Genomic DNA, 23,128 nt, shown 5'->3' with positions numbered 1-23,128 from the left:
TTTCTATCTGCTTTGAAAGGTATAGCTATGGAAACCGAAATAGAACTGAAGTTTTTTGTTTCTCCTGAATTTTCAGAAACTTTAAAAGAAAAAATTTCTGAGACAAAAGTACTTCAGCATAGTTGTCGTGACTTGGGTAACACCTACTTTGATACCGCCGATAAATGGCTGAGAAAGCACGACATTGGTTTAAGAATTCGCCGTTTTGATGATGTATTCGTCCAAACCGTAAAGACAGCAGGACGCGTCGTCGCAGGCTTACATCAAAGACCAGAATACAATGCTGAGCACACTAGCGACGAGCCTAACCTGTCGCTTCATCCTGTAGACATTTGGCCGCCAGGTAAAGACGTAGCAACGCTGCAATCTGAGCTTATGCCGTTATTCTCGACCAACTTCACACGTGAACAGTGGCTGATTGGCATGCCAGACGGTAGCCAAATAGAAGTGGCGTTTGACCAAGGTATGGTCGTCGCCAAAGGTGAAGATGGGGAAGAGAAACAAGAACCGATTTGCGAAGTTGAACTGGAACTTAAATCGGGCCAAACCGATGCCCTATTTACACTAGCACGTAGCTTTTGCGAGCAAGGTGGCATGCGTTTGGGTAACTTGAGTAAAGCGGCGAAAGGCTATCGACTTGCAAGTGGCTATGCAGGTGATGAAGTAAAATCGTTGGCGCTTGTGGACAGTAGCCCGACGGATACCGTTGAATACTGCTTGATCAACTCTTTAGAACACGCCCTATCTCACTGGCATTATCACGAGCAAATTTATGCTGAGCGTGACAATGTGGAAGCGCTACGTGAAATCAGCAATGCCATTCGTTTTATTCGTCAAACATTGACCATTTTTGGTGGTGTTGTCCCTCGTCGTGCTAGCGCTATCCTGCGCCAAGAGCTCAAATGGTTGGAAGAAGAGCTGAGTTGGTTGGATGAGCACGCGCATCTTGAAGAACTTTTGGATGACAAAGGCAACGTGCTACGTAAGTTGGATGCGCGTAAGTTCTTAGTATCTGAGTTGACTCAGCAGCTACAAGAGCTGCCAAGCCGTGAAGAGGTGCTTGGGCTGCTCAATTCCGCGCGTTACACCGGGTTATTGCTGGATCTTAGTCGCTGGATCTTAGCGCGTGGCTGGCAGCCGTTTCTTGATGAAAAAGCGCGCGAAAAAATGGCAAGTAATATCATGCCGTTTTCAGTCACTCAGCTCGATCGCACTTGGGCAGAACTAATGGAAGCTTTCCCAGCAGAGCGCGACCTGACGGCGCAAGAGTACGTTGATCAGCGCTATCGCTTGCTGCGTAACCTCTATACCGGTATTGGTTTCGCGAGTCTATATAACTCGGATGAGCGTAACAGCTTCCGTTTGCCATGGGCGGATCTGGTGCATGGTATTGATGATCTGCTAATGCTGAACCACTTACTTCCGTTGGTTGATATGTTGGAAGACGCAGAAAAAGAGCAGTTAGAACGCTGGTTGCACCGTCAAGAGCGTTCAATTTTGCATGCAATGGATCAAACCCGAGCGATCAGTGTAGAAGTTCAGCCTTATTGGCGTGAATGATCACCTTGAGTACCTGTACAAAAAATAGGACCGCATGGTCCTATTTTTTTGTCTTTGTTTTGCTTTGTTGCAGCTCTTGTTCTATGAAGTCGAGTCGTTCTAGTATTTGCGCTTGTTGGCTTAGGAGCTGCTCGAGCATACGTTCTTTATTGATTGAGCTGTGCGTCTGTTGTTTTGTCGGGGCAGTAAGGATAGAGGTGATAAGACCCGAAATCATACCAAAGATCCCCACACCACAAACAATGATGATGACGGCTAAAAACTTTCCTACTGAGGTCACCGGATAATGATCGCCGTAACCAACGGTTGAGATCGTTACGAATACCCACCACAAAGCATCGGCGCCAGTGCGAATATTCGCTTCTGGGTTTTTCGCTTCGATAAACAGCATGGCACTAGAACCGAGCGTAATGAGGATCACCATCAACAGTAATATTGAGGCGACCGTGGTTTCGCGGCGGTTCTCTTTGAGCTGATGCAAAATGAACTTTGACGAGCGCAGTACTAATACCACTCGAAGAATATGAAAGATACGAGCAAAGCGCAGTGGCTCTATTAATGGGATGCTCGCCACGAAATCTATCCAATGACGTTTAAGAAACAACCACCGATCTGTGGACCGGATCAAATCAATGGTGAGCTGTAATAGAAAAATACTACAGATTATGAAATCCAGACCGATAAGAACTTGACGGGTTTCGTGATCGATCGGGAAAAACAACAAGCCAGAGATCACAAATAGTGCCATAAAAGACAATATTAGTGACAACAGGCCCATCGGTCGTGTGCTGTCTTTGATATCATTGTTTTTCATACGAAGCTCGAAATAAATCGCGTAACCACGCTAAACGCGAACATAACTATAAGTAATATAAAGATTATAGATAAAGACTATATAAGACTCGGTGGAGAACTGACAATGGAAAAGCTGGCATTTAAGCCATGGGAAAGGGTCATATCCGACATTCGACTGGTTCCTAAAATGGTCATGTTGATGGTCTTCAGTACTGTCCTGATTGTGGCAAAACAACTGTGGGACGCGAACACCTTTTACGATTCACTTTTAGCGGCGACACAAAACGCGCAAGTTGCCCAACAGCATTACGAAGCATACTTAACGCAAGTTGCTTGGCAAACCGCCTTATTGATTGTGGTTTTTGTCGTGCTCTTATTAGCGGCGGCTAGAGTGATGCTGCGTCAAACGCAGTATCTGAGCGACGCGATCAAACTGATGGCGAGCAAGAACCTCTCCGTGCCATTTGGTATGGATTGTAAAGATGAATACGGAGACGTGGCACGTGAATTAGAAAAGACACGTCGCCAATTGTACGATGTGATTCAAATGCAAATTAATGCTTCTGATGAGTTATCCACACTCACGGAAGTGATGACGCTGAGCATGTCGGAAACGAAAGAGTCGGCGCAAGAAGAGTTTAACGAAATTGATCAACTTGCGACGGCGATGAGTGAAATGTCGTCGACGGTGCAAACCGTCGCAGAACATGCCCAGACGGCGTCTTCTCTTACAGAGCAAGCTTCCGCACAAGCGATTTCTGGTCAACAGTTCTTGCAAAGTACGATGGCGAAAATGAGTGAACTCTCGTCGGACATCGCTTCATCGGCGCAGGCGGTTAACCAGGTCGAAGAACGTGTTGAATCCATTGGTAGTGTTGTGGGTACGATTCAAGGTATCTCTGAACAAACTAACCTGCTTGCACTGAATGCGGCTATTGAAGCTGCGCGAGCTGGCGAGGCGGGTCGTGGTTTTGCGGTGGTTGCAGATGAAGTTCGTAACCTTGCACAGCGTACACAACAAGCGACGGTAGAAATTCAAGAGATGATTGCTCAGCTGCAAACCAGTGCAGAATCTGCTGTAGAACTCATGGAGAAAAGCGTAGTGGAAGCGGCCGATGGAAACGAGCTGGTTTCTAATGCTGGATCTGAGCTCGATGGTATTGTTGGGCAAGTGACGCAAATCAATGACATGAACTTCCAAATCGCGACGGCGTCTGGTCAGCAAAGCAGTGTTGCAGAAGAGATGAGTCAAAACCTCACCAATGTACGTGAGCTGGTGGAAGCCTCGGTTGTGGTTGTGACAGAGCTGCTAGAAACTTCTGAAATGATGCAAAATAATGCTGGCGAGTTAGATAAGAAGATCAAATCTTTCCAAGTTTAATATTCCATCCAGAACTTTTGATAAAACGCCCACAAACCTTTTGTGGGCGTTTTTATTTGCTTTAAGTCTGGTATAAAGAATGAGTTACCGTGCTTTTCAAACAAGGAAGAAAAATGCAGCTGCCTTCGCCACTGATTTCTATCGCTGAATCTGCCGTACAAAATGCTCAAGAGGCAGGTTATTTTCCCCTTTGGCCAGATGAGATTGCGCAGCAATTTCGCTATGTGGCGGGCTTAAGCCAGTTTATTACCGAGGCCATTCATCGCGATGAAGTTTTAGCCCGTGAGTTGCCAAGCATGTTAGCGCAATCAAGTCGTCAGGAATCTTACCGCTCACGTCTTGCTGCACTGTTGGGACAATGCCCGGATGAGATGTCTGGTCATCGCGTGTTGCGTCAGTTTCGCAACCGAGAAATGGTGTACATTGCGTGGAAGGATTTCACGCATACATGGTCGCTAGAAACGTCTTTAAGCCACTTATCCGAGTTGGCTGAAGCGATGATTTTTGAAACCTATCAATGGCAATATCAAGCGTGTTGTCAGGAGTGGGGAACGCCGACGAGTGAGGAAGGTGAAGTACAGCCGATGTTGATTATCGGCATGGGGAAACTGGGTGGTGGCGAGTTAAACTTTTCTTCCGATATCGATCTGATTTTCACGTATCCAGAAAACGGTGAGACGCAAGGCGCGCGCCGCAGTATTGCCAATGCCCAGTTCTTTACTCGCCTTGGTCAACGCATCATCAAAGCGCTCGATCAACAAACTTTCGATGGCTTCTGTTACCGCGTAGATATGCGTTTGCGTCCGTTTGGTGAGAGTGGTCCATTAGTCATGAGCTATGCGGCACTAGAGGATTACTATCAAGAACAGGGACGTGACTGGGAACGTTACGCGATGATCAAAGCTCGAGTGATGGGGTGCGAAATGTACCCGCAATACCAAGAGCTACGCCAAATGCTGCGTCCTTTTGTTTTTCGTCGCTATATTGATTTCAGTGCGATTCAGTCTTTGCGTCGGATGAAATCGATGATCAGTAGTGAGGTTCGCCGCCGAGGTTTGAACAACAACATTAAGTTAGGTGCAGGTGGCATCCGAGAAATTGAATTTATCGCCCAAGTTTTTCAATTAATTCGAGGTGGTCGCGAGCCTTCTCTTCGTAATCGAGGGTTGTTGGAAACGCTGCAAGGCATTGAAGAGCTGGCGTTACTCACTTCGCAAGAAGTCAGCAGTCTAGAAGCTGCATACAAGTACTTGCGTCAATTAGAAAACTTGTTGCAAGCGATGGCGGACAAGCAAACCCAGACGTTACCTGATTGCGAAACCGAACGCTTAAAGCTCGCCACCGCGATGCAAATGACCTCTTGGGACCAACTGATTGAGCAAACTCAGCAGCACATGGCGAATGTCCATCAAGTATTTGAGTCGTTAATTGGTGATGATGAAGAAGACGAGGGCACTACGGTTGCTCGTCATTTTCATGAGTTATGGGATATGGCGAACAAACAAGATGTGCTTGAACATATCTTGCAGCAGGATATTCAGGTTGAAGACTTTGCTTCATGCGCGAAAACCATCATCAACTTTAAAACCGATCTGGCTAAAAAAACGTTAGGACCGCGTGGACGAGAAGTGTTAAACCGTTTGATGCCGAAGGTGTTTGATGCGGTGTTTGCTCACCCTGATGCACAGTTTGGTTTACCGCGAGTGCTGCATTTACTGCACAATATCTGCACTCGTACGACTTATCTGGAGTTATTGGATGAGCACCCAGCGGCTTTAGTACAGCTCGTGCGTTTGTGTACCGCAAGCCCAATGATTTCAGAGCAGCTATCTCGGTATCCGATCTTACTCGATGAGTTGATCGACCCTGCACAGTTGTACAATCCAATCCCATTAGACAGTTACCGTACAGAGCTGCGTGATTATCTGGCCCGTATTCCAGAAGATGATATGGAGCAGCAAATGGAAGCGTTGCGCCAGTTTAAGCAAATCTGCATTTTACGTATTGCGGCGGCGGATATTGCTGGTGCATTGCCGGTGATGAAAGTGAGTGATCACTTAACCTATTTGGCGGAAGCTATCGTTGATGCTGTGGTCAGTCAGGCTTGGTTGCAAGTGTCCGAAAAATACGGCGAGCCAACGCATGTGAAAGATCGTGAAGGCAAGGGTTTTGCCGTCATTGGCTATGGCAAAGTCGGTGGCTGGGAACTCGGCTATAACTCCGACTTGGATATCGTCTTCATGCATGACTGCCCAGTCAATGTCTATACAGATGGCAAAAAGGAAATCGACGGCCGTCAGTTCTACCTTCGCCTAGCGCAGCGCATCATCCATATTTTCTCGACTCGCACCGCTTCCGGCATTTTGTACGAAGTCGATACCCGCTTGCGCCCATCTGGCGCGTCAGGTTTGTTGGTTAGCCCAACCGATGCGTTTGACGATTATCAGCATCAAGAAGCCTGGACATGGGAGCATCAAGCACTTGTGCGCGCGCGCTTGATTTATGGCGATGAACCCCTTGCTATTGCATTTCACAATACGCGACATGATGTGTTGTGCAAAGCGCGCGATCGGGCGGAACTGAAAAAAGCCGTTGTCGAAATGAGAGAGAAAATGCGCGGTCATCTTGGGGGGAAAAAGCCCGGCCGTTTTATGCTCAAGCAAGACGTGGGAGGGATTACCGATATCGAATTTCTCGCTCAGTACTTAGTGCTCAACTATAGTCACGATAAGCCGAAATTAACGCGTTGGTGTGATAATGTGCGCATCTTTGAAACGCTGATTGCACAAAATGTCATGGACGAAGACCAGGCAATGCAGTTGATACGTGCCTACACGACAATGCGAAACGAAATACACCGACGAAATCTACTCAATTTAGATGCTGATGTGGTGGAAGATAAGTTTGTTGCCGAAAGGGAGTGGGTAAAACAGGCTTGGAATCAGTGGTTCAGTTAAGACCATATATTTAGCCTCGATAAGGGCTGTGATAAACTCACTTCGATTTAATTTTTGGAGACCAATAATGAAACCAATTCTACCTGATTACAACAGCGCTGGTGTGCTCATCATCGGTGATGTCATGCTAGATCGTTACTGGTATGGCCCAACCGGACGCATTTCTCCTGAAGCGCCGGTTCCTGTTGTAAAAGTAGAAAACAATGAAGAGCGTCCTGGTGGTGCTGCGAACGTTGCGATGAACATCGCATCACTAGGTGGTCATGCTCACATTGTTGGTCTAACAGGGGAAGATGAGCCTGCAAAAGTGCTGACGGAGACGCTGAGCTCACTCAATGTGAAGTGCGATTTCGTTGCACTGCCTGATTACCCAACGATCACGAAGCTTCGCGTAATGAGCCGTGGACAACAGCTTATTCGTCTCGACTTCGAAGATAAATTTGAAAACACGGATTCTGCACCTGTGCTATCGCGTATGGATGCCGCTCTGCCAAACGTTAAAGCCGTGATTATGTCTGACTACGCAAAAGGCTCGTTAGAGCATGTTCAGGCATACATCCAAAAAGCGCGCGCAGCACACATTCCAGTTTTCATTGACCCTAAAGGTGCGGATTTTGAACGCTACCGCGGCGCGACACTCTTAACACCAAACATGAAAGAGTTTGAAGATGTCGTTGGCAAAGTAAAATCAGACCAAGAGCTGGTTGAAAAAGCACTTCAGCTTGTTGAAGAGTTTGATTTTGAAGCGCTACTGGTTACGCGTAGTGAAAACGGCATGACGTTGATCCGCCGTGATCAAGAGCCATTCCACCTTCCGACTCAAGCGAAAGAAGTGTACGACGTGACAGGGGCTGGCGACACGGTTATCTCTGTATTGGCAGCGTCTGTTGCCGCAGGCAAATCCTTCGAAGAAGCGTGTGCACTAGCGAATGCTGCGGCAGGCGTTGTTGTTGGTAAGCTTGGTACCTCGACCTTGTCTGAAATTGAACTGGCAGAAGCGGTACATGGCAGCCAAGACACGGATTACGGTGTGATTTCAGAAAAAGCGCTGATTGAAGCAGTGAAAAAAGCACGTGCACGTGGCGAGAAAGTCGTTATGACAAACGGCTGCTTTGATATTCTTCACGCTGGGCATGTTTCTTACCTCAATCACGCTGCAGAACTTGGTGATCGCCTGATTGTTGCGGTGAATACCGATGAATCAGTGAAGCGTCTTAAAGGGCCTGGTCGTCCTGTGAATCCAACCGATCGCCGCATGGCGGTATTGGCAGGTTTGGGCGCTGTGGATTGGGTAGTACCATTTAGTGAAGATACGCCGCAACGTTTGATCTCGGAAGTTCTGCCAAGCTTGCTAGTAAAAGGTGGTGACTACAAACCAGAAGAGATTGCTGGTGGTAAAGAAGTCATTGCTGCAGGTGGCGAAGTTCGTGTATTGAACTTTGAGGATGGGTGCTCAACCAGTGAAATCATCAATGCAATCAAAGGCGGTAAGGGCTAAGCCTACGATTTGTTGGCATTGAAACGCTATTTGTTTGTAAAAGGTCGCCAAGTGCGGCCTTTTTGATACTTGATGTTCTGAGACACTTTTCGTCTCTTAACGGCAAGCAATAAAAAACGCCAGCTGATAAATCAACTGGCGTTTTTATTTATTGAGAACTGAAGCATTCAGTCAGCAGTTATTTTGCTGCTTTCAAACCTGCATCAACGTCTAAGATGTCTTGTTCGCTTAGCGTACCAACGGCTTGGCGTAGCTGAAGAACACTTAAGATGTAGTCGTAACGAGCGTTCGATAGGTTTTTATTCGCATCGTATAGACGACGAGTTGCGTCTAGCACGTCAACGATAGTACGAGTACCCACATCAAAACCTGCTTCTGTTGCTTCTAGTGCAGAGCGCGCAGAAATAACGGCTTGCTCATAAGCACGTAGTGCGCCGATAGAGGCGTTAATGTTGTTGTTTTGTGCGCGAACATCTTTTACTACGCTGCGGTATTGTGCTTCAAGATCTTCACTTGCAGCCACGTACGCGTATTCAGCCTGTTTGGTTTGAGAGGTGACGTTACCACCTGTGTATAGCGGCACCGCAAGGTTCACACCGATATTGAAGTTGTCTGTGGTGTTGTCACGAGAGCTATGAGACGTATCACCGTAGTTGTAACCACCGTCTAGAGACAGCGTTGGTAGATGACCAGAACTTGCTAGTGAAATATTGTCACGTGCGATATCTTGAAGAATACGTGAAGATAGCAAGGTCAGGTTTTTGGTTTTTGCTTCGTCAATTAGTGATTCAGCAGGCACGGTCGATGGGCTAGCAGTGAAGCGGCGAGTGTCCAAGATGTTGAGATCTTTGTGCTCTTGACCAGTGATTTCACGTAATGACTCGTAGCTGTTAGTCAGTGCGTTTTCTGCTAACACTTCATCCGCCAGTACTTGGTCGTACTGAGCTTGCGCGTCGTGTACGTCAGTGATCGCAGATAAACCTACTTCAAAACGCTGTTTTGTTTGCTCTAGTTGACGACCCACTGCGGCTTTTTCTGCACGGACGAAGACAAGGTTGTCTTGTGCGCGTAGAACTTCAAAATACGCTTGTGAAACACGAAGAATTAGTGCTTGTTGAGTCGCAGCGTAAGTTGCGTCTGCTTGACGAGCACTTTTCTCAGCGGTATCTAGCGAGATCCAAGATGCGCGGTTGTAAAGTGCTTGTGAAAAGCTAACACCAGCGGTTAGAGCGTTGGCATCGTTTGATACGTCATTGACTAGATTTGAGTCGTATTCAGTATCACCACGAGTTAAGTTGTAACCTGCTGTTAGGTTAATTTGTGGTAATAGAGCACTACGGCTTGAGGTGATTGCTTCGAAAGCTTGGTCACGTTGTGCTGCTACACTGAGCAATTGTGGATCATTTTGTTTTGCTAAGTCGTAGATTTCAGCCAAAGAGTCTGCGAACGCAGACGTACTCATGCTACCTAGCGCTGCACTGATAAATAGTGGAAGCAATTTTTTCATTTTCTATTCCCGCGGTCAATAGATTGGTTAATTCTCAGTAGTTTAACTCAATTTGCACGATATTTACTCTAAAGTTTGCACTTTTTTACACGTAATTATCCAGTCGTGCAATAAATTTTCACCAAAGACTTAAATTAATTTGTAACTATTGTACAAAAAGTTGAGCCAAGTCCTTTGAGCAAGCGAATAACAATGAGTAAACTACAAGATTCACTCAGAGAGGTGTCGAATGCAACAGTGTGACAAACAACAAAAGGATTTTACTTCGCAAGATGTAAAAGTCATCTCGAAAGAAACCTTATTTGAAGGCTTTTTCAAAATGGTGAAATATCGCTTTCAGCATAAGCTATTTGCTGGAGGTTGGAGCGAGGTTGTCGAACGAGAAATGTTCGAGCGTGGTCATGCTGCAGCAATGCTTCCTTATGATCCAAATACGGATCAAGTGGTTATCATTGAACAGATTCGAGTAGGAGCCTTAGAGCATCAATACCCATGGCAGCTAGAGATTGTCGCGGGTATGATTGACCGTGATGAATCAGCCGAAGCCGTCATTCGCCGAGAAGCTGTCGAAGAGGCGGGGATACAAGTGGGGCGTGTTGCGCCAGTCACTTCTTATTATCCTTCTGCTGGCGGTTGCTCGGAAAAGTTGGACGTATTTGTTGGTGAAGTGGACGCATCTAAAGCGCACGGCATTCATGGTTTAGACTATGAGAATGAAGATATTCGCGTACATGTTTTGAGTCGTGAGCAAGCATATCAATGGGTGAAAGACGGAAAATTTGAAAATGGTGCGTCGATTATTGCGTTGCAATGGTTGCAATTAAACCATCAAGAGTTGAAGTCACAGTGGGGGCAACCCCAAATGGTGGAGAGTAAGTAATGGCACAAGTGGCTGAAAAACAGAGGTATCATGTTGATTTGGCGGGTCTAATGAGAACCTATGAGACCAACTACGCTAAATTGAATGCCTTATTGCCTGCTTCTGCCGAAGTTGGGGATGTGCGTTGCTACCAAGCGGCGAACATGGTTTACCAATTGACCGTGAATGAAATCACAAAATACACCACAGTTGTTGAGATATGTCAGAGTGATGAAACGCCAGTGTTTCCTTTACCGACGATGTCTGTCAGGCTTTATCACGATGCGAGAGTAGCCGAAGTATGCTCAAGCGGAGAGTTCTCTCGCATAAAAGCTAAGTATGATTATCCCAACGACCAACTGATGCAGAAAGATGAAAAGCATCAACTAAACACATTCCTCGGTGAATGGCTGACGTTTTGTTTACGAAGTGGTATCAGTAGAACACCACTTGCCTTCAATTGATCGTCACGTCACTAAAGGAAAATAACAAATAACGATATAGTGGACGAATCAGGTTTTCATTTTGCAATCATCTAGTGACAGCATCAAACTTTTACAAATTACGGATACTCATCTGTTTGCTGCCGATGAGGGAAGTTTGCTGAGCGTAAAAACGGCCGATAGCTTTAACGCTGTTGTTGCTGATGTTTTACGCCGCAACGTGACGTTTGATTACATCTTGGCGACAGGGGACATTTCCCAAGACCATAGTGCAGAATCTTACCAGCGCTTTGCCGAAGGCATTGAACCGCTAGAGAAAGACTGCTTTTGGCTGCCTGGTAATCATGACTACAAGCCCAATATGGGCAGTGTATTACCTTCGCAACAAATCAAAGCGGCAGAGCATGTATTGCTTGGCGCGCATTGGCAGTTGGTTCTTTTAGACTCGCAAGTTGTTGGCGTTCCCCACGGACGCTTGAGTGATCAGCAGTTAGCGTTACTCGAAGAAAAGTTAGCAGAACACCCAGAAAGGCACACACTTGTGTTGCTGCATCACCATCCATTATTAGTGGGAAGCGCGTGGCTTGATCAACATACCTTAAAAGATGCCGAAGCGTTCTGGCAGGTTGTCGATCGTTTTGATAACGTGAAAGGTATTCTCTGTGGTCATGTTCATCAAGACATGAATGTGCTTCATAATGGCATTCGAGTGATGGCAACACCCTCGACGTGTGTTCAGTTTAAGCCTAACTCGGATGATTTTGCCCTCGATACGACTTCGCCTGGTTGGCGTGAACTGCAGCTGCATGCTTGTGGTGATATTACGACTCAAGTGGGCCGACTTCCTGATGGTCAGTTCCAACCAGACTTCTCTTCTAACGGATACTAACGCGCCCGAGCTCTATGTTCGGGCTCGCTTTTTTGTGCGAGATATCTATGAGTAAACCTTCACTTCTTCTGTATATCCATGGTTTTAACAGCTCCCCACTCTCAATGAAAGCCAATGTGATGAGAGCATACTGCGAGCAGCATCGTCCTGATATCAAAGTGATTGTTCCCCAGTTACCTTGTTATCCTCAACAAGCGGCGAAAATGTTGTTGGATATCATCGAGCAATATAAAGACGACTATAACATTGGTCTGGTGGGCAGCTCATTAGGCGGCTTTATGTCAATGTGGCTAAATGACAAGTTTGGATTTAAAGCGGTTGTGGTCAACCCCGCGGTTAAGCCCTATGAGTTGTTAGTAGATTATTTGGGTGAGCAAACTAACCCTTATACGCACGAAACCTATACACTTGAAGCTTGTCATATTGACGAGTTAAAAGCTCTTGATGTACAAAGCATCGCGTCGCCACATTCTTTCTGGTTGTTACAGCAGACAGAAGATGAGGTTTTAGACTATCGACAAGCGGTAGATAAGTTTGCAGACGCTAAGCAAACAGTAGAACAAGGCGGTGATCACAGTTTTGTAGGCTTTGAGCGTTATCCTGCACAGATTATCGAATTTCTAGAACTGTAATTCGAAAGCGATTGGAAAAGGCTCATAGTTTTTATTGATATATCCAACCGTTTCTTGACATGGGCGGTATGCTTTCCGACTATGTTTTGCCAAAAGATCTTAAGGGTCGAGGACCCTGGCTACTTTGTTATGCATCATGTTTACAAGCACTTAGTGATGTGAACAGGGTGGCTTTTTCGTTTCCTGAGTATGGGTTCACCCATTGGTGATATTCAGGCAACAAGTAAACTTTGAGAATAATTCCGTATTATGACTGAACAATATAATGCTGGTGCCATTGAAGTACTGAATGGCTTAGAGCCAGTACGTCGCCGACCAGGGATGTATACGGATACAGCGCGCCCAAACCATTTGGGCCAAGAAGTTATCGACAACAGTGTCGATGAAGCGCTAGCCGGACATGCCTCAAAAGTACAAGTCATCCTACATGCCGACCAATCACTAGAAGTGATCGATGATGGTCGAGGCATGCCTGTTGATATCCACCCAGAAGAGAAAGTGTCGGGCGTAGAGTTAATCCTATGCAAGCTGCACGCAGGTGGTAAGTTCTCTAACAAAAACTACCAATTCTCTGGTGGTTTGCACGGGGTAGGTATTTCGGTAGTAAACGCGTTGTCAAAACGCGTTGAAGTAACCGTTCGTCGTGATGGTCAAGTGTATGAAATTGCATTTGAGCACGGTGATAAAGTCTCTGACCTGACCGTAACCGGCACATGTGGTCGTCGCAATCGCGGTACCAGCGTGCATTTCTGGCCTGATGCGAAGTACTTCGATTCGGCTAACTTCTCTGTTACACGCCTAGTCAATAATCTGCGCGCAAAAGCGGTTTTGTGCCCGGGCCTAGAAATTACATTAACCGACAAAGTTAATGGTAAAGACTATAAGTGGTACTACGAAGACGGTCTTAAAGACTATCTTGCGGAAGGCGTAAAAGGCTACCCAGTTATTCCTGAAGAACCATTTACTGGTGAGTTCTTGGCGGATACCGAAGCGGCAAACTGGGCGGTAATTTGGCAGCCAGAAGGTGGTGAGATGATCACCGAAAGCTACGTTAACCTGATCCCAACTGCTCAAGGTGGTACGCACGTTAATGGTTTACGCCAAGGCTTGTTAGAAGCGATGCGCGAATTCTGTGAGTTCCGTAATCTATTACCTCGTGGCGTGAAGCTAACGGGTGATGACGTTTTCGACCGCTGTTCTTACGTGTTGTCGGTTAAAATTCAAGATCCGCAATTTGCAGGCCAGACCAAAGAACGTCTGTCCTCTCGTCAAACTGCAGCATTTGTCTCTGGCGTAGTAAAAGATGCGTTCAGTCTTTGGTTGAACGAAAAGCCTCAGCTAGCAGAGCAATTGGCAGAAGTCTGTATCGCTAATGCGCACCGTCGTATGCGTGCAGCGAAAAAAGTCGTACGTAAGAAAGTGGCGTCCGGCCCGGCACTGCCAGGTAAGTTGACCGACTGTTCAGCACAGGATTTAAGTCGCACTGAAATCTTCTTTGTGGAGGGTGACTCTGCGGGGGGCTCGGCAAAACAGGCACGTGACCGTGAGTTCCAAGCTGTGATGCCACTGCGTGGTAAGATCTTGAACACGTGGGAAGTCTCTGCTGACCAAGTATTAGCATCTCAAGAAGTACACGATATCTCAGTGGCTTTGGGGATTGATCCTGACAGCGATAACCTTGATGGTCTTCGTTACGGTAAGATCTGTATCCTTGCCGATGCGGACTCGGATGGTCTTCACATCGCAACGCTGCTTTGTGCACTGTTCACTCGTCACTTCCGTGCACTGGTTGAAGCGGGCCATATCTATGTGGCGATGCCGCCTCTGTATCGAATCGATTGCGGGAAAGAAGTGTTCTACGCCCTCGATGACGATGAAAAAGATGGCATTTTAGAGCGCTTGTCGAAGAAGAAAGCCAAAATCAACGTGCAACGATTCAAAGGTCTGGGTGAGATGAACCCACTTCAGTTGCGTGAAACCACCATGGATCCGAACACGCGTCGCTTAGTGCAGCTAACCATTGACGACTCTACGGCGACCATGGAAATGATGGACATGCTGCTGGGCAAAAAGCGTGCAGATGACCGTCGTTCTTGGCTACAAAACAACGGCGACTTGGCAGAGGTGTAACGGATGTCTACAGAAATTACCTACGATGGCGTCGAACAGTTGCCAATGCGCAAGTTCACTGAAGACGCTTATCTGAACTACTCGATGTACGTAATCATGGACCGCGCCTTGCCATACATTGGTGATGGCTTAAAGCCGGTTCAACGACGCATCATTTATGCGATGTCGGAGCTTGGTCTCTCTGCATCAGCAAAATACAAAAAATCTGCACGTACGGTTGGTGACGTGTTAGGTAAATACCATCCGCACGGTGATTCAGCGTGTTACGAAGCGATGGTATTGATGGCTCAGCCATTCTCTTACCGCTATCCATTAGTGGATGGTCAAGGTAACTGGGGTGCGCCAGATGACCCGAAATCATTCGCGGCAATGCGTTATACCGAAGCAAAACTGTCTAAGTTTGCTGAAGTATTGCTAGGCGAACTGGGCCAGGGTACGGTTGAATGGCAACCTAACTTTGATGGCACAATGAAAGAGCCACAAATGTTGCCAGCACGCCTGCCTCATATCCTGCTTAACGGTGTAACCGGTATTGCGGTTGGTATGGCAACAGACATCCCACCGCATAACGTTCGTGAAATCGCAGATGCGACTATTCATTTGATCGACAACCCGAAAGCAGAACTGCCGGACGTGATGCAATATGTTAAAGGTCCGGATTACCCAACAGAAGCAGAAATCATCTCGCCGCAAGCGGATATTGAGAAGATTTACCGCAACGGTCGCGGCAGCATCAAGATGCGCGCGGTATGGCACAAAGAAGGTTCTGATATCGTTATCACCTCTCTGCCACACCAAGTATCGGGTGCAAAACTGCTTGAGCAAATCGCCAACCAGATGCGTGCGAAGAAGCTACCAATGGTTGACGATCTTCGTGACGAGTCGGATCACGAGAACCCAACGCGTATCGTTGTGGTACCTAAGTCAAACCGCGTCGATTGTGATTTGTTGATGAACCACTTGTTCGCATCAACGGATCTTGAGCGCAGCTACCGCGTTAACTTGAACATGATTGGTTTGGATAATCGTCCTCAAGTTAAAGGTCTGGTGCAAATTCTGTCAGAGTGGATTGAGTTCCGTCGCACGACCGTACGTCGTCGTCTACAACACCGCCTAGACAAAGTCATGGCTCGCTTACACATTTTGGAAGGTTTGTTGGTTGCTTACCTAAACCTAGATGAAGTGATTGAGATCATCCGTACCGAAGATGATCCTAAAGCGGTATTGATGGCACGCTTCGGTATTACCGATATCCAAGCGGATGCGATTCTAGATACCAAACTTCGTCATCTAGCCAAGCTAGAAGAGATGAAGATTCGTGGTGAGCAAGACGAGCTAGAGAAAGAGCGCGAGAAGCTAGAACAGCTACTCGGTTCTGAGCGCCGTCTAAACACACTACTGAAAAAAGAAATTAAAGCAGACGCAGAGAAATACGGTGATGACCGTCGATCTCCATTGGTTGAGCGTGCAGAGGCAAAAGCGCTCACTGAACGTGATCTTGTTCCAAGTGAACCAATCACGGTTGTGCTTTCTGAAAAAGGTTGGATTCGTCACGCGAAAGGCCACGAAGTGGATGCAGAAGGCTTGAACTATAAGTCGGGTGATAAATACTTAGCGCATGCGCGAGGTAAGAGTAATCAGCCTGCGGTATTCCTAGGCAGTGACGGTCGAAGTTACTCTCTGGAATCGCACTCGCTGCCTTCTGCTCGTAGTCAAGGTGAGCCGATTACCGGTCGTTTGAATATTACGGCTGGTAGCAGTATTCGCCAAGTGATCATGAGTGAAGAAGATCAGCTGTGGCTGGTGGGCTCTGATGCAGGTTACGGCTTTGTATGTAAAGGTGCTGACTTGCTGTCTAAAAACCGCAGTGGTAAAGCGCTGGTCACTTTGCCGGCTAACTCTGAGGTCATGACGCCAAAAGCGATTGAAGATTTAGATTCTGATGAAATCTTAGCAATCACTAACCAAGGTCGCATGCTGCTGTTCCCAATCAAAGACCTGCCACAACTGGCGAAAGGTAAAGGGAATAAGATCATCAATATTCCTGCGGCTAAAGCAAAAGAGCGAGAAGAAGTACTATCTCACTTAATGTCTTTACCAAAAGGTGCATCGTTAACGCTGTACGCGGGTAAGCGAAAGTTGGGTCTTAAACCGTCTGACCTTGATAACTTCCGTGGCGAACGTGGTCGCCGAGGTGGGTTATTACCAAGAGGTTTGCAGCGAGTTACTCGTATAGAAGTTGAGCTGGATGATTCCGATACGACGGAAGCACCGAGCGATAGCGAGTAACGCACAAATAAAAAATCCCAGCCAATGGCTGGGATTTTTTATGCTTCTTGCTTGTCTTCGGCAATGGTGACTTTCAAGCTCATCTCTTTTCCTTTGCGAATGATGCCGACGTCTACGGTGGTGCCAGGACGTAAATCGGTGACGATATCCATGACGCTCTGACGCCCTTGCACTTTATTGCCATCAATACTGATAATGATGTCCTGCTTTTGGAAGCCTGCTGCATTGGCTGGACCATTTGGATCAATACCAAGCACGACAATACCACCTATGTGTTCATTTCCAAGTAGGCGAGCAGTGACCGCATTAATGTCTTGGCCGTCGATTCCAATATAACCACGAATCACGCGACCATCAGCGATGATTTTCTGCATGATCTTGCTGGCTAGTGGCGCAGGGATCGCAAAGGAAATACCGTAAGTTTCTAAATCAGTCGCTTGTTGGAAAGAGGCGGTATTGATGCCGACGAGCTCACCTTGTGTGTTCACTAGAGCACCGCCAGAGTTCCCCTCATTGATGGCGGCATCGGTTTGAATAAATGCTTGGCGACCGTCGCTAATAGATGAGCGTCCTGTTGCTGAAATAATGCCGAACGTTGTGGTTTGACCAAGGTTGTATGGGTTACCGATGGCTAGGACCACATCACCCACTTGTGGCTTGTAATTAGAGTTCAGAGGAATAACAGGTAAGTTCGAACCTTCGACACGAAGTACGGCAATATCTGTGCGTTTATCCGTGCCAACTAGCTGAGCTGCCGCGGCTCTACCGTCTTGTAGTGCGACAACAATTTGGTCTGCTTGAGCAACCACGTGGTAGTTGGTAATGATGTAGCCTTTCTCACTGACAATAACACCTGAACCCAGACCTTGAGTCGAGAGTTTACTGCGATCATTTTCAACATATTTACGGCTGTAGATGTTTACTACGGCAGGTGCTGCTCTTCGCACCGCCTGATTAAATGTCAACTCAACGGACGCGATATTAACTGGTTGCGGATCTAGCGCGGCAGGAATTACGTTGTTGCGCAAAGATGGCACCGCCAGTAATACCACTGCGGCAGTAGCCAAGCCTAAAAAGACAGAACGTAATAAAAAGCTGAGCATATCCTCTCCATGCATGAGCGCCAAAATGGCATAGAAGATGAAGAATAGCATTACATTGAAAAATAACAAAAGGGCAGCACGGAATCGTGCTGCCCTTTTCATTAGCTATTGAGCGATAAGGAAAAGTATTTGAGGCTTATTATCGGTGCTATGCATCGAAAACCTTATTTCCTATCACTTTGAAAGTGACTAACGAATAACAAGATAAATAGTACGTTCGCCACGCTGAATATTCAGAGCCAATACGCCTTTGTGTTTATCCACTATTGCACGAAGCTCAGCAAGGTTTTTCACGCGCTGGCGGTTCACACCGATAATGATGTCACCTTGCTGTAATTGATATTGAGCAGCCGGAGAGTTATCTGCAACGCTCGATACTTTAACGCCTTGAATTGCATCACTTGGTGTCGTATTGCTTAATTCCGCACCCTTGAGCCCTTCGTGTAATGTTTCGGCTTTGGCTTTCATATTTGTAGATTCGCCAAGCGTTACATCAAAGGTTTTATTCTTACCATCTCGAACCACACCTAATGTGATTTCTTTTCCTGCGCCCAGCGTTGCTACTTTTGCGCGGAGCTCTGAGAAAGTATTAATCGCTTTGCCGTTTACCGATACAATTACATCACCGGCTTTCAATCCAGCTTTATCGGCTGCGCTGTCTGGTACGACTTGGCCAATAAAGGCTCCTTTACTCGACTCGTAACCCAAGGCATCAGCCAGCTCAGAGGTTACTTCACCGCCCTGTACACCCAACATGCCGCGTTTGACTTCACCAAACTCTAGAATTTGCTCGGTGAGGTTTTTCATCATGTTGGACGGAATCGCAAAGCCAATCCCCACGTTACCGCCGTTAGGGCCTAAAATCGCAGTATTAATACCGATCAGCTCACCATTAAGGTTGACCAATGCACCACCAGAGTTACCGCTGTTAATTGCGGCATCGGTTTGGATGAAGTTTTCGAAGTTTTCAACGTTTAAGCCACTACGGCCTAACGCTGAGACGATGCCCGACGTCACGGTTTGACCGAGTCCGAATGGGTTACCAATCGCAACCGTAAAGTCACCTACGCGAAGTTTGTCGGAATCTGCGACTTTAATTTGCGTTAAGTTTTTCGCTTTTTCTAATTTAAGCAACGCAACATCGGCCATCTCATCGCCGCCAACGAGCGTAGCGTCATACTCGCGACCATCATAGAGGCGAACTCGAATCTCATCCGCGCCCTTGATTACGTGGTAGTTAGTGACGATATGCCCTTTTTTCGCATCAATAATGACACCAGAACCTAAACCTCTGAACGGGCGCTCGCGCCTTTGCTCCATCGGAAAGTCCGGTCCAAAGAAGAATTGAAATTGTTCGGGAATACGGCTGGTTTGTACTTGTTTGCCTTCTACAGCAATACTCACAACAGCAGGGGTTACTTTCTCAAGCATGGGCGCCAAGCTAGGTAACTGTTGGCCATCCACATTTAAAGGTAATGCGGCGGTGGCTTGAACTGGCGCAATAATAGAGCCCAAACTCAGAGATAGAACGGTGAGCGCAAGCAGTGGTTTTTTCATCCAATAACTCCTCTTGAAACATGTCTGCCAAAAAGAAATATCCGAACGGTTAGTTCACTTTGTTAATAACTAATATAGGGCCTAGTTCGGATAATCAAAGGGGGAGGCAGTTCACATCCAAGTTAGAGCAAAGGTAAGAAGAAAAAGTTCAAAAAAGGGCCGATACAAATGTATCGGCCCTAGTAGGTAGAGGTAAGAGAAGGTTATGATGCTTTTGCGGTTACCGCTTCGGGAGCATTAATGATTTCTTTCTCTTGATCCTTTAAAAGACCCGTTGCGCCATTGGCGTAGTCTTTTGGCTGTTCGTTAAACTCTGGTTGATCTTCTGCAATAGCTTCAGAAGACATTGCCGTTTTCTTATCAAACGGGTTGTCTTGCTCTGGCAAGTTTGGCAAAAGCTCAGAAGAGGTCTTAGCCATATGTTGGTACAGCTTGGTGTAATCTTTACCTAGTGTATCCAACATTTCTGCGGTTTGTGCAAAATGATCGACGAGCTCTTGACGTTGTTGCTCTAGTTCAAACTTGGCCGCTTCAAGTTCTTTCTGCACAGACTTTTGTTTCTTGTATTCAGGGGTGGTTAGTCTACTAATGACTACGCCTACGATTGTACCGACCAGCAAACCCACAATGGCATAAATCCAAGGCATAACTGCTCCTTATAGTTGTTTTAACAAGTCTTTTACTACTTAGTTACACGCGGTGCTAGTCCATGTTACTATGGCTTGAACAGCCGATAAAGAAAAATAGCAGTATGTCTTCGGGGACTGATAACTACTTCTCTCTATTCTCAAAGTTGACCCCGAGGTAACCCTTTTCCCAGTACCTCTATACGACTTAATACGATGACACCACTACAACAATATCAAAAAGACATAGCAGAATACGGGTTTCAGCGTGATGAAGCTCAGTATCAAGCGGTCGTTGCATTAGATAAGCTTTACCATGCTATCGTTGAATTTCAGTCAGCTCCTGTGCCCCAGCTTTCCAAATGGCAAAAGCTCATGGGGAAAAAAATCGACATGCCTGAACCCCCAAAAGGTCTTTACTTTTGGGGAGGAGTCGGACGCGGTAAAACGTACCTCATGGATGCGTTTTTTGATGCTTTACCAACCCAAAGAAAAATGCGCGTACACTTTCACCGCTTCATGTATCGAGTACATGATGAGTTGAAGCTGTTAGGTGATGTCGAAAATCCGCTAGCAAAAGTAGCGGATAAATTCAAAGAAGAAGCGGATGTGGTTTGCTTTGATGAATTTTTTGTCTCTGACATTACGGATGCGATGATCCTTGCAACGTTACTCCAAGAGATGTTCAAGCGGCAGATGATCCTAGTCGCGACTTCAAACATCGAACCGCAGAACTTATATCGTAATGGCTTACAAAGAGCGCGCTTTTTGCCTGCAATTGATATGATTTTGGCACGCTGTGACGTGTTGAATGTTGATAGTGGCGTTGATTATCGCTTAAGAACGCTTGAACAGGCCGAAATATACCATTATCCACTTGATGAACAGGCCAACATTAATCTCAACAAGTATTATCAGCAGCTGACGGGCGAACGTCAGATCGTCGCTCATCAAATCGAAGTTAATCACCGTCAGCTTGAGGTAATTGAAGCGAGTGATGGGGTTCTGCATGCGTCTTTTGCTCAGTTATGCCAAACCGCTCGAAGTCAAAATGACTACATTGAGCTGTCCCGAATTTATCACACGGTATTATTGGCGGACGTTCAACAGATGAATCGTAAAATAGATGATGCAGCGAGGCGTTTTATCGCACTGGTCGATGAGTTTTACGAGCGCAATGTGAAGTTGATTATTTCTGCCGAAGTGCCAATGGAAGACTTATATACTGAGGGGCAGCTCGAGTTTGAATTTAAGCGCTGTTTGTCTCGGCTCACTGAGATGCAAAGTCATGAGTACCTCGCGCGTGAGCATTTGGCCTAAATCTAGTGGGTTCTTAAAAAGTGAAGAAAAAATTAGTGATTTGGCGCAAAAAAAGGTGATTTTTTCTTCGCTCTTCTCTATAATCCTGCGACCCACCGTTACTGCAGACCTGATTATCGAAGTTATTTCGAAATTGAAGGTCGAGAGTACCAACGACTCGAAGGGGTGATGACTGGGCTCTTAGACAGTGTGGGAGCACCAGAACGGTGTTCCTTAAAGTTTAAATTTTAATTAACGGGTTATTATTAGCATGAAAACTTTCGTTGCTAAACCAGAAACTGTAAAACGCGACTGGTACGTTGTAGACGCTGAAGGTAAAACTCTTGGTCGTCTAGCAAGTGAAATTGCATCTCGCCTACGTGGCAAACATAAAGCTGAATACACTCCTCACGTTGACGCTGGTGACTACATCATCGTTATCAACGCTGAGAAAGTTGCTGTAACTGGTAACAAAGCTAAGAACAAAGTGTACTACCGTCACTCTGAGTTCCCAGGTGGTCTAAAATCTATCACTTTTGAAAAGTTGATCGATCGTAAACCTGAGATGGTTCTTGAGCTTGCAGTTAAAGGCATGCTTCCACGTGGTCCTCTAGGCCGTGCTATGTACCGTAAGCTTAAAGTTTACGCAGGCGCTGAGCACAACCATGTTGCTCAACAACCACAAGTACTAGACATCTAATTGGGGATTTCGAAAATGGCAGAGAATCAATACTACGGCACTGGCCGTCGCAAAAGCTCAGCTGCACGTGTTTTTATTAAACCAGGCAGCGGCAACATTGTAGTAAACAAGCGTAACCTTGACGAATACTTCGGTCGTCCAACAGCTCGCATGGTTGTACAACAACCTCTAGAACTTGTTGAACTAACTGAAAAGCTAGACCTTTACGTAACAGTTAAAGGCGGCGGTATTTCTGGTCAAGCTGGTGCTATCCGTCACGGTATCACTCGCGCGCTTATGGAATACGATGAGTCTCTACGTCCTGCTCTACGCGCAGCTGGCTACGTTACTCGTGACGCTCGTTGCGTTGAACGTAAGAAAGTTGGTCTACGTAAAGCACGTCGTCGTCCACAGTTCTCTAAGCGTTAATTTCCTCTTATTGGAAATTCTGCTTTTCAGAGTTATTCTGGAAACTGTGTACCAAAAGCTCGGCTCTATGCCGGGCTTTTTTGTTTTTAAAGAAATAATACCTGCCTATCAATATCCATTTGTATTCACTTATAACTAGGCTCAGAGTAAGGCTTCTTCCTTACCATACGTCATAAGCTTATTTATCTGCTGTGGGTGCCTTTACGTCTTAATATCCCTGCAACATGTTTTAAAATGCCTACTCGTCTTTTTTGCGTATGCGGCGTGCTACAAAAGTGAAAATACAAACAACGTAAGTTGAATGCGCACTAAGAAATATTTTGCTGTGTAATTAACTGAAAACTACCAAGATAAAAGGTTTGAATAGCTTTCAGCAGAACTTCCATGTTGTGCTTTCTTGTTACAAATCACATCAATTTTTTATAATTCTGCCGCTTTTGTGACGACGCGAGCGATTTGCCTCACAAATGTTACAAAAAGGTAGCTTTATCTTGT

At 46.2% G+C, this 23,128-nt stretch carries 18 protein-coding genes; 13 read left to right on the top strand and 5 right to left on the bottom strand.

Features of this window, described 5'->3' with window-relative positions; translation table 11 throughout:
- Positions 1 to 27: 27 nt before the first annotated feature.
- Positions 28 to 1,560, top strand: a complete 1,533-nt coding sequence (locus L3V32_RS15270) for an inorganic triphosphatase (protein WP_237284640.1) — start codon at positions 28 to 30, stop codon at positions 1,558 to 1,560.
- Between the two features lie 40 nt (positions 1,561 to 1,600).
- Here L3V32_RS15270 and L3V32_RS15265 read toward each other — a convergent pair whose 3' ends face one another.
- Positions 1,601 to 2,374, bottom strand: coding sequence for a potassium channel family protein (locus tag L3V32_RS15265; RefSeq protein WP_182036187.1), 774 nt, complete (start codon positions 2,372 to 2,374; stop codon positions 1,601 to 1,603).
- A 105-nt stretch (positions 2,375 to 2,479) separates the two neighbouring features.
- Between L3V32_RS15265 and L3V32_RS15260 the strand changes: the two genes are divergently transcribed.
- The 3 genes from L3V32_RS15260 to hldE all read left to right on the top strand — a co-directional run bounded on the left by L3V32_RS15260 (position 2,480) and on the right by hldE (position 8,191).
- A complete protein-coding gene (locus tag L3V32_RS15260) occupies positions 2,480 to 3,736 on the top strand; it encodes a methyl-accepting chemotaxis protein (RefSeq protein ID WP_237284639.1) in 1,257 nt (418 codons plus the stop codon).
- A 113-nt stretch (positions 3,737 to 3,849) separates the two neighbouring features.
- Positions 3,850 to 6,693, top strand: coding sequence for a bifunctional [glutamate--ammonia ligase]-adenylyl-L-tyrosine phosphorylase/[glutamate--ammonia-ligase] adenylyltransferase (glnE, locus tag L3V32_RS15255; protein ID WP_048626622.1), 2,844 nt, complete (start codon positions 3,850 to 3,852; stop codon positions 6,691 to 6,693).
- A gap of 67 nt (positions 6,694 to 6,760) precedes the next feature.
- Complete coding sequence (gene hldE, locus L3V32_RS15250) at positions 6,761 to 8,191, top strand: bifunctional D-glycero-beta-D-manno-heptose-7-phosphate kinase/D-glycero-beta-D-manno-heptose 1-phosphate adenylyltransferase HldE (protein ID WP_237284638.1); 1,431 nt, start codon at positions 6,761 to 6,763, stop codon at positions 8,189 to 8,191.
- A gap of 178 nt (positions 8,192 to 8,369) precedes the next feature.
- Here hldE and tolC read toward each other — a convergent pair whose 3' ends face one another.
- Positions 8,370 to 9,698 carry an outer membrane channel protein TolC gene (tolC, locus tag L3V32_RS15245; protein WP_012842165.1) on the bottom strand — a complete coding sequence of 443 codons (1,329 nt, stop codon included), beginning with the start codon at positions 9,696 to 9,698 and terminating at the stop codon, positions 8,370 to 8,372.
- A gap of 229 nt (positions 9,699 to 9,927) precedes the next feature.
- On the opposite strand from tolC, the gene nudF reads away from it, so the two are divergent.
- The 6 genes from nudF (at position 9,928) to parC (ending at position 16,940) form a co-directional block, all read left to right on the top strand.
- The gene (nudF, locus tag L3V32_RS15240; RefSeq protein ID WP_170892353.1) at positions 9,928 to 10,578 is read left to right on the top strand and encodes an ADP-ribose diphosphatase; all 651 of its coding nucleotides are present in this window, start codon (positions 9,928 to 9,930) and stop codon (positions 10,576 to 10,578) included.
- A complete protein-coding gene (locus L3V32_RS15235) occupies positions 10,578 to 11,021 on the top strand; it encodes a DUF1249 family protein (RefSeq protein WP_005395930.1) in 444 nt (147 codons plus the stop codon). The genes nudF and L3V32_RS15235 overlap by 1 nt, the downstream gene beginning before the upstream one ends.
- A 61-nt stretch (positions 11,022 to 11,082) precedes the next feature.
- Positions 11,083 to 11,889 carry a 3',5'-cyclic-AMP phosphodiesterase gene (gene cpdA, locus L3V32_RS15230; RefSeq protein ID WP_046874001.1) on the top strand — a complete coding sequence of 269 codons (807 nt, stop codon included), beginning with the start codon at positions 11,083 to 11,085 and terminating at the stop codon, positions 11,887 to 11,889.
- Between the two features lie 47 nt (positions 11,890 to 11,936).
- A complete protein-coding gene (gene yqiA, locus L3V32_RS15225; RefSeq protein ID WP_046874000.1) occupies positions 11,937 to 12,521 on the top strand; it encodes an esterase YqiA in 585 nt (194 codons plus the stop codon).
- Positions 12,522 to 12,770: 249 nt separating this feature from the next.
- On the top strand, positions 12,771 to 14,651 hold the full coding sequence (gene parE / locus L3V32_RS15220; protein ID WP_005395924.1) for a DNA topoisomerase IV subunit B: 1,881 nt from the start codon (positions 12,771 to 12,773) through the stop codon (positions 14,649 to 14,651).
- Between the two features lie 3 nt (positions 14,652 to 14,654).
- Entirely contained in the window at positions 14,655 to 16,940 is a 2,286-nt protein-coding gene (gene parC / locus L3V32_RS15215) for a DNA topoisomerase IV subunit A (protein WP_237284637.1), read from the top strand.
- A 38-nt stretch (positions 16,941 to 16,978) separates the two neighbouring features.
- Here the strand turns inward: parC and degS are convergent, their stop codons facing one another.
- The 3 genes from degS to zapG all read right to left on the bottom strand — a co-directional run bounded on the left by degS (position 16,979) and on the right by zapG (position 20,247).
- Positions 16,979 to 18,043: an outer membrane-stress sensor serine endopeptidase DegS gene (gene degS, locus L3V32_RS15210; protein WP_005395921.1), complete on the bottom strand. Its 1,065-nt coding sequence runs from the start codon at positions 18,041 to 18,043 to the stop codon at positions 16,979 to 16,981.
- Between the two features lie 189 nt (positions 18,044 to 18,232).
- A complete protein-coding gene (locus L3V32_RS15205; protein ID WP_005395920.1) occupies positions 18,233 to 19,600 on the bottom strand; it encodes a Do family serine endopeptidase in 1,368 nt (455 codons plus the stop codon).
- A gap of 203 nt (positions 19,601 to 19,803) precedes the next feature.
- Complete coding sequence (gene zapG, locus L3V32_RS15200; protein ID WP_005395919.1) at positions 19,804 to 20,247, bottom strand: Z-ring associated protein ZapG; 444 nt, start codon at positions 20,245 to 20,247, stop codon at positions 19,804 to 19,806.
- A 195-nt stretch (positions 20,248 to 20,442) separates the two neighbouring features.
- Here zapG and zapE point away from each other — a divergent pair, with 195 nt between their 5' ends.
- From zapE to rpsI, 3 genes are all read left to right on the top strand, one after another.
- Entirely contained in the window at positions 20,443 to 21,546 is a 1,104-nt protein-coding gene (zapE, locus tag L3V32_RS15195) for a cell division protein ZapE (RefSeq protein ID WP_237284636.1), read from the top strand.
- Between the two features lie 250 nt (positions 21,547 to 21,796).
- Positions 21,797 to 22,225: a 50S ribosomal protein L13 gene (gene rplM / locus L3V32_RS15190; protein WP_012842158.1), complete on the top strand. Its 429-nt coding sequence runs from the start codon at positions 21,797 to 21,799 to the stop codon at positions 22,223 to 22,225.
- Between the two features lie 15 nt (positions 22,226 to 22,240).
- Positions 22,241 to 22,633: a 30S ribosomal protein S9 gene (gene rpsI / locus L3V32_RS15185; protein ID WP_005372876.1), complete on the top strand. Its 393-nt coding sequence runs from the start codon at positions 22,241 to 22,243 to the stop codon at positions 22,631 to 22,633.
- Positions 22,634 to 23,128: the final 495 nt, after the last annotated feature.

Source organism: Vibrio sp. J2-4 (assembly GCF_021728155.1).
Taxonomy (GTDB): Bacteria; Pseudomonadota; Gammaproteobacteria; order Enterobacterales; family Vibrionaceae; genus Vibrio; species Vibrio diabolicus.
The sequence above is the reverse complement of the archived record's forward strand: the minus strand, read 5'-3'. Positions and strand labels throughout refer to the sequence as shown.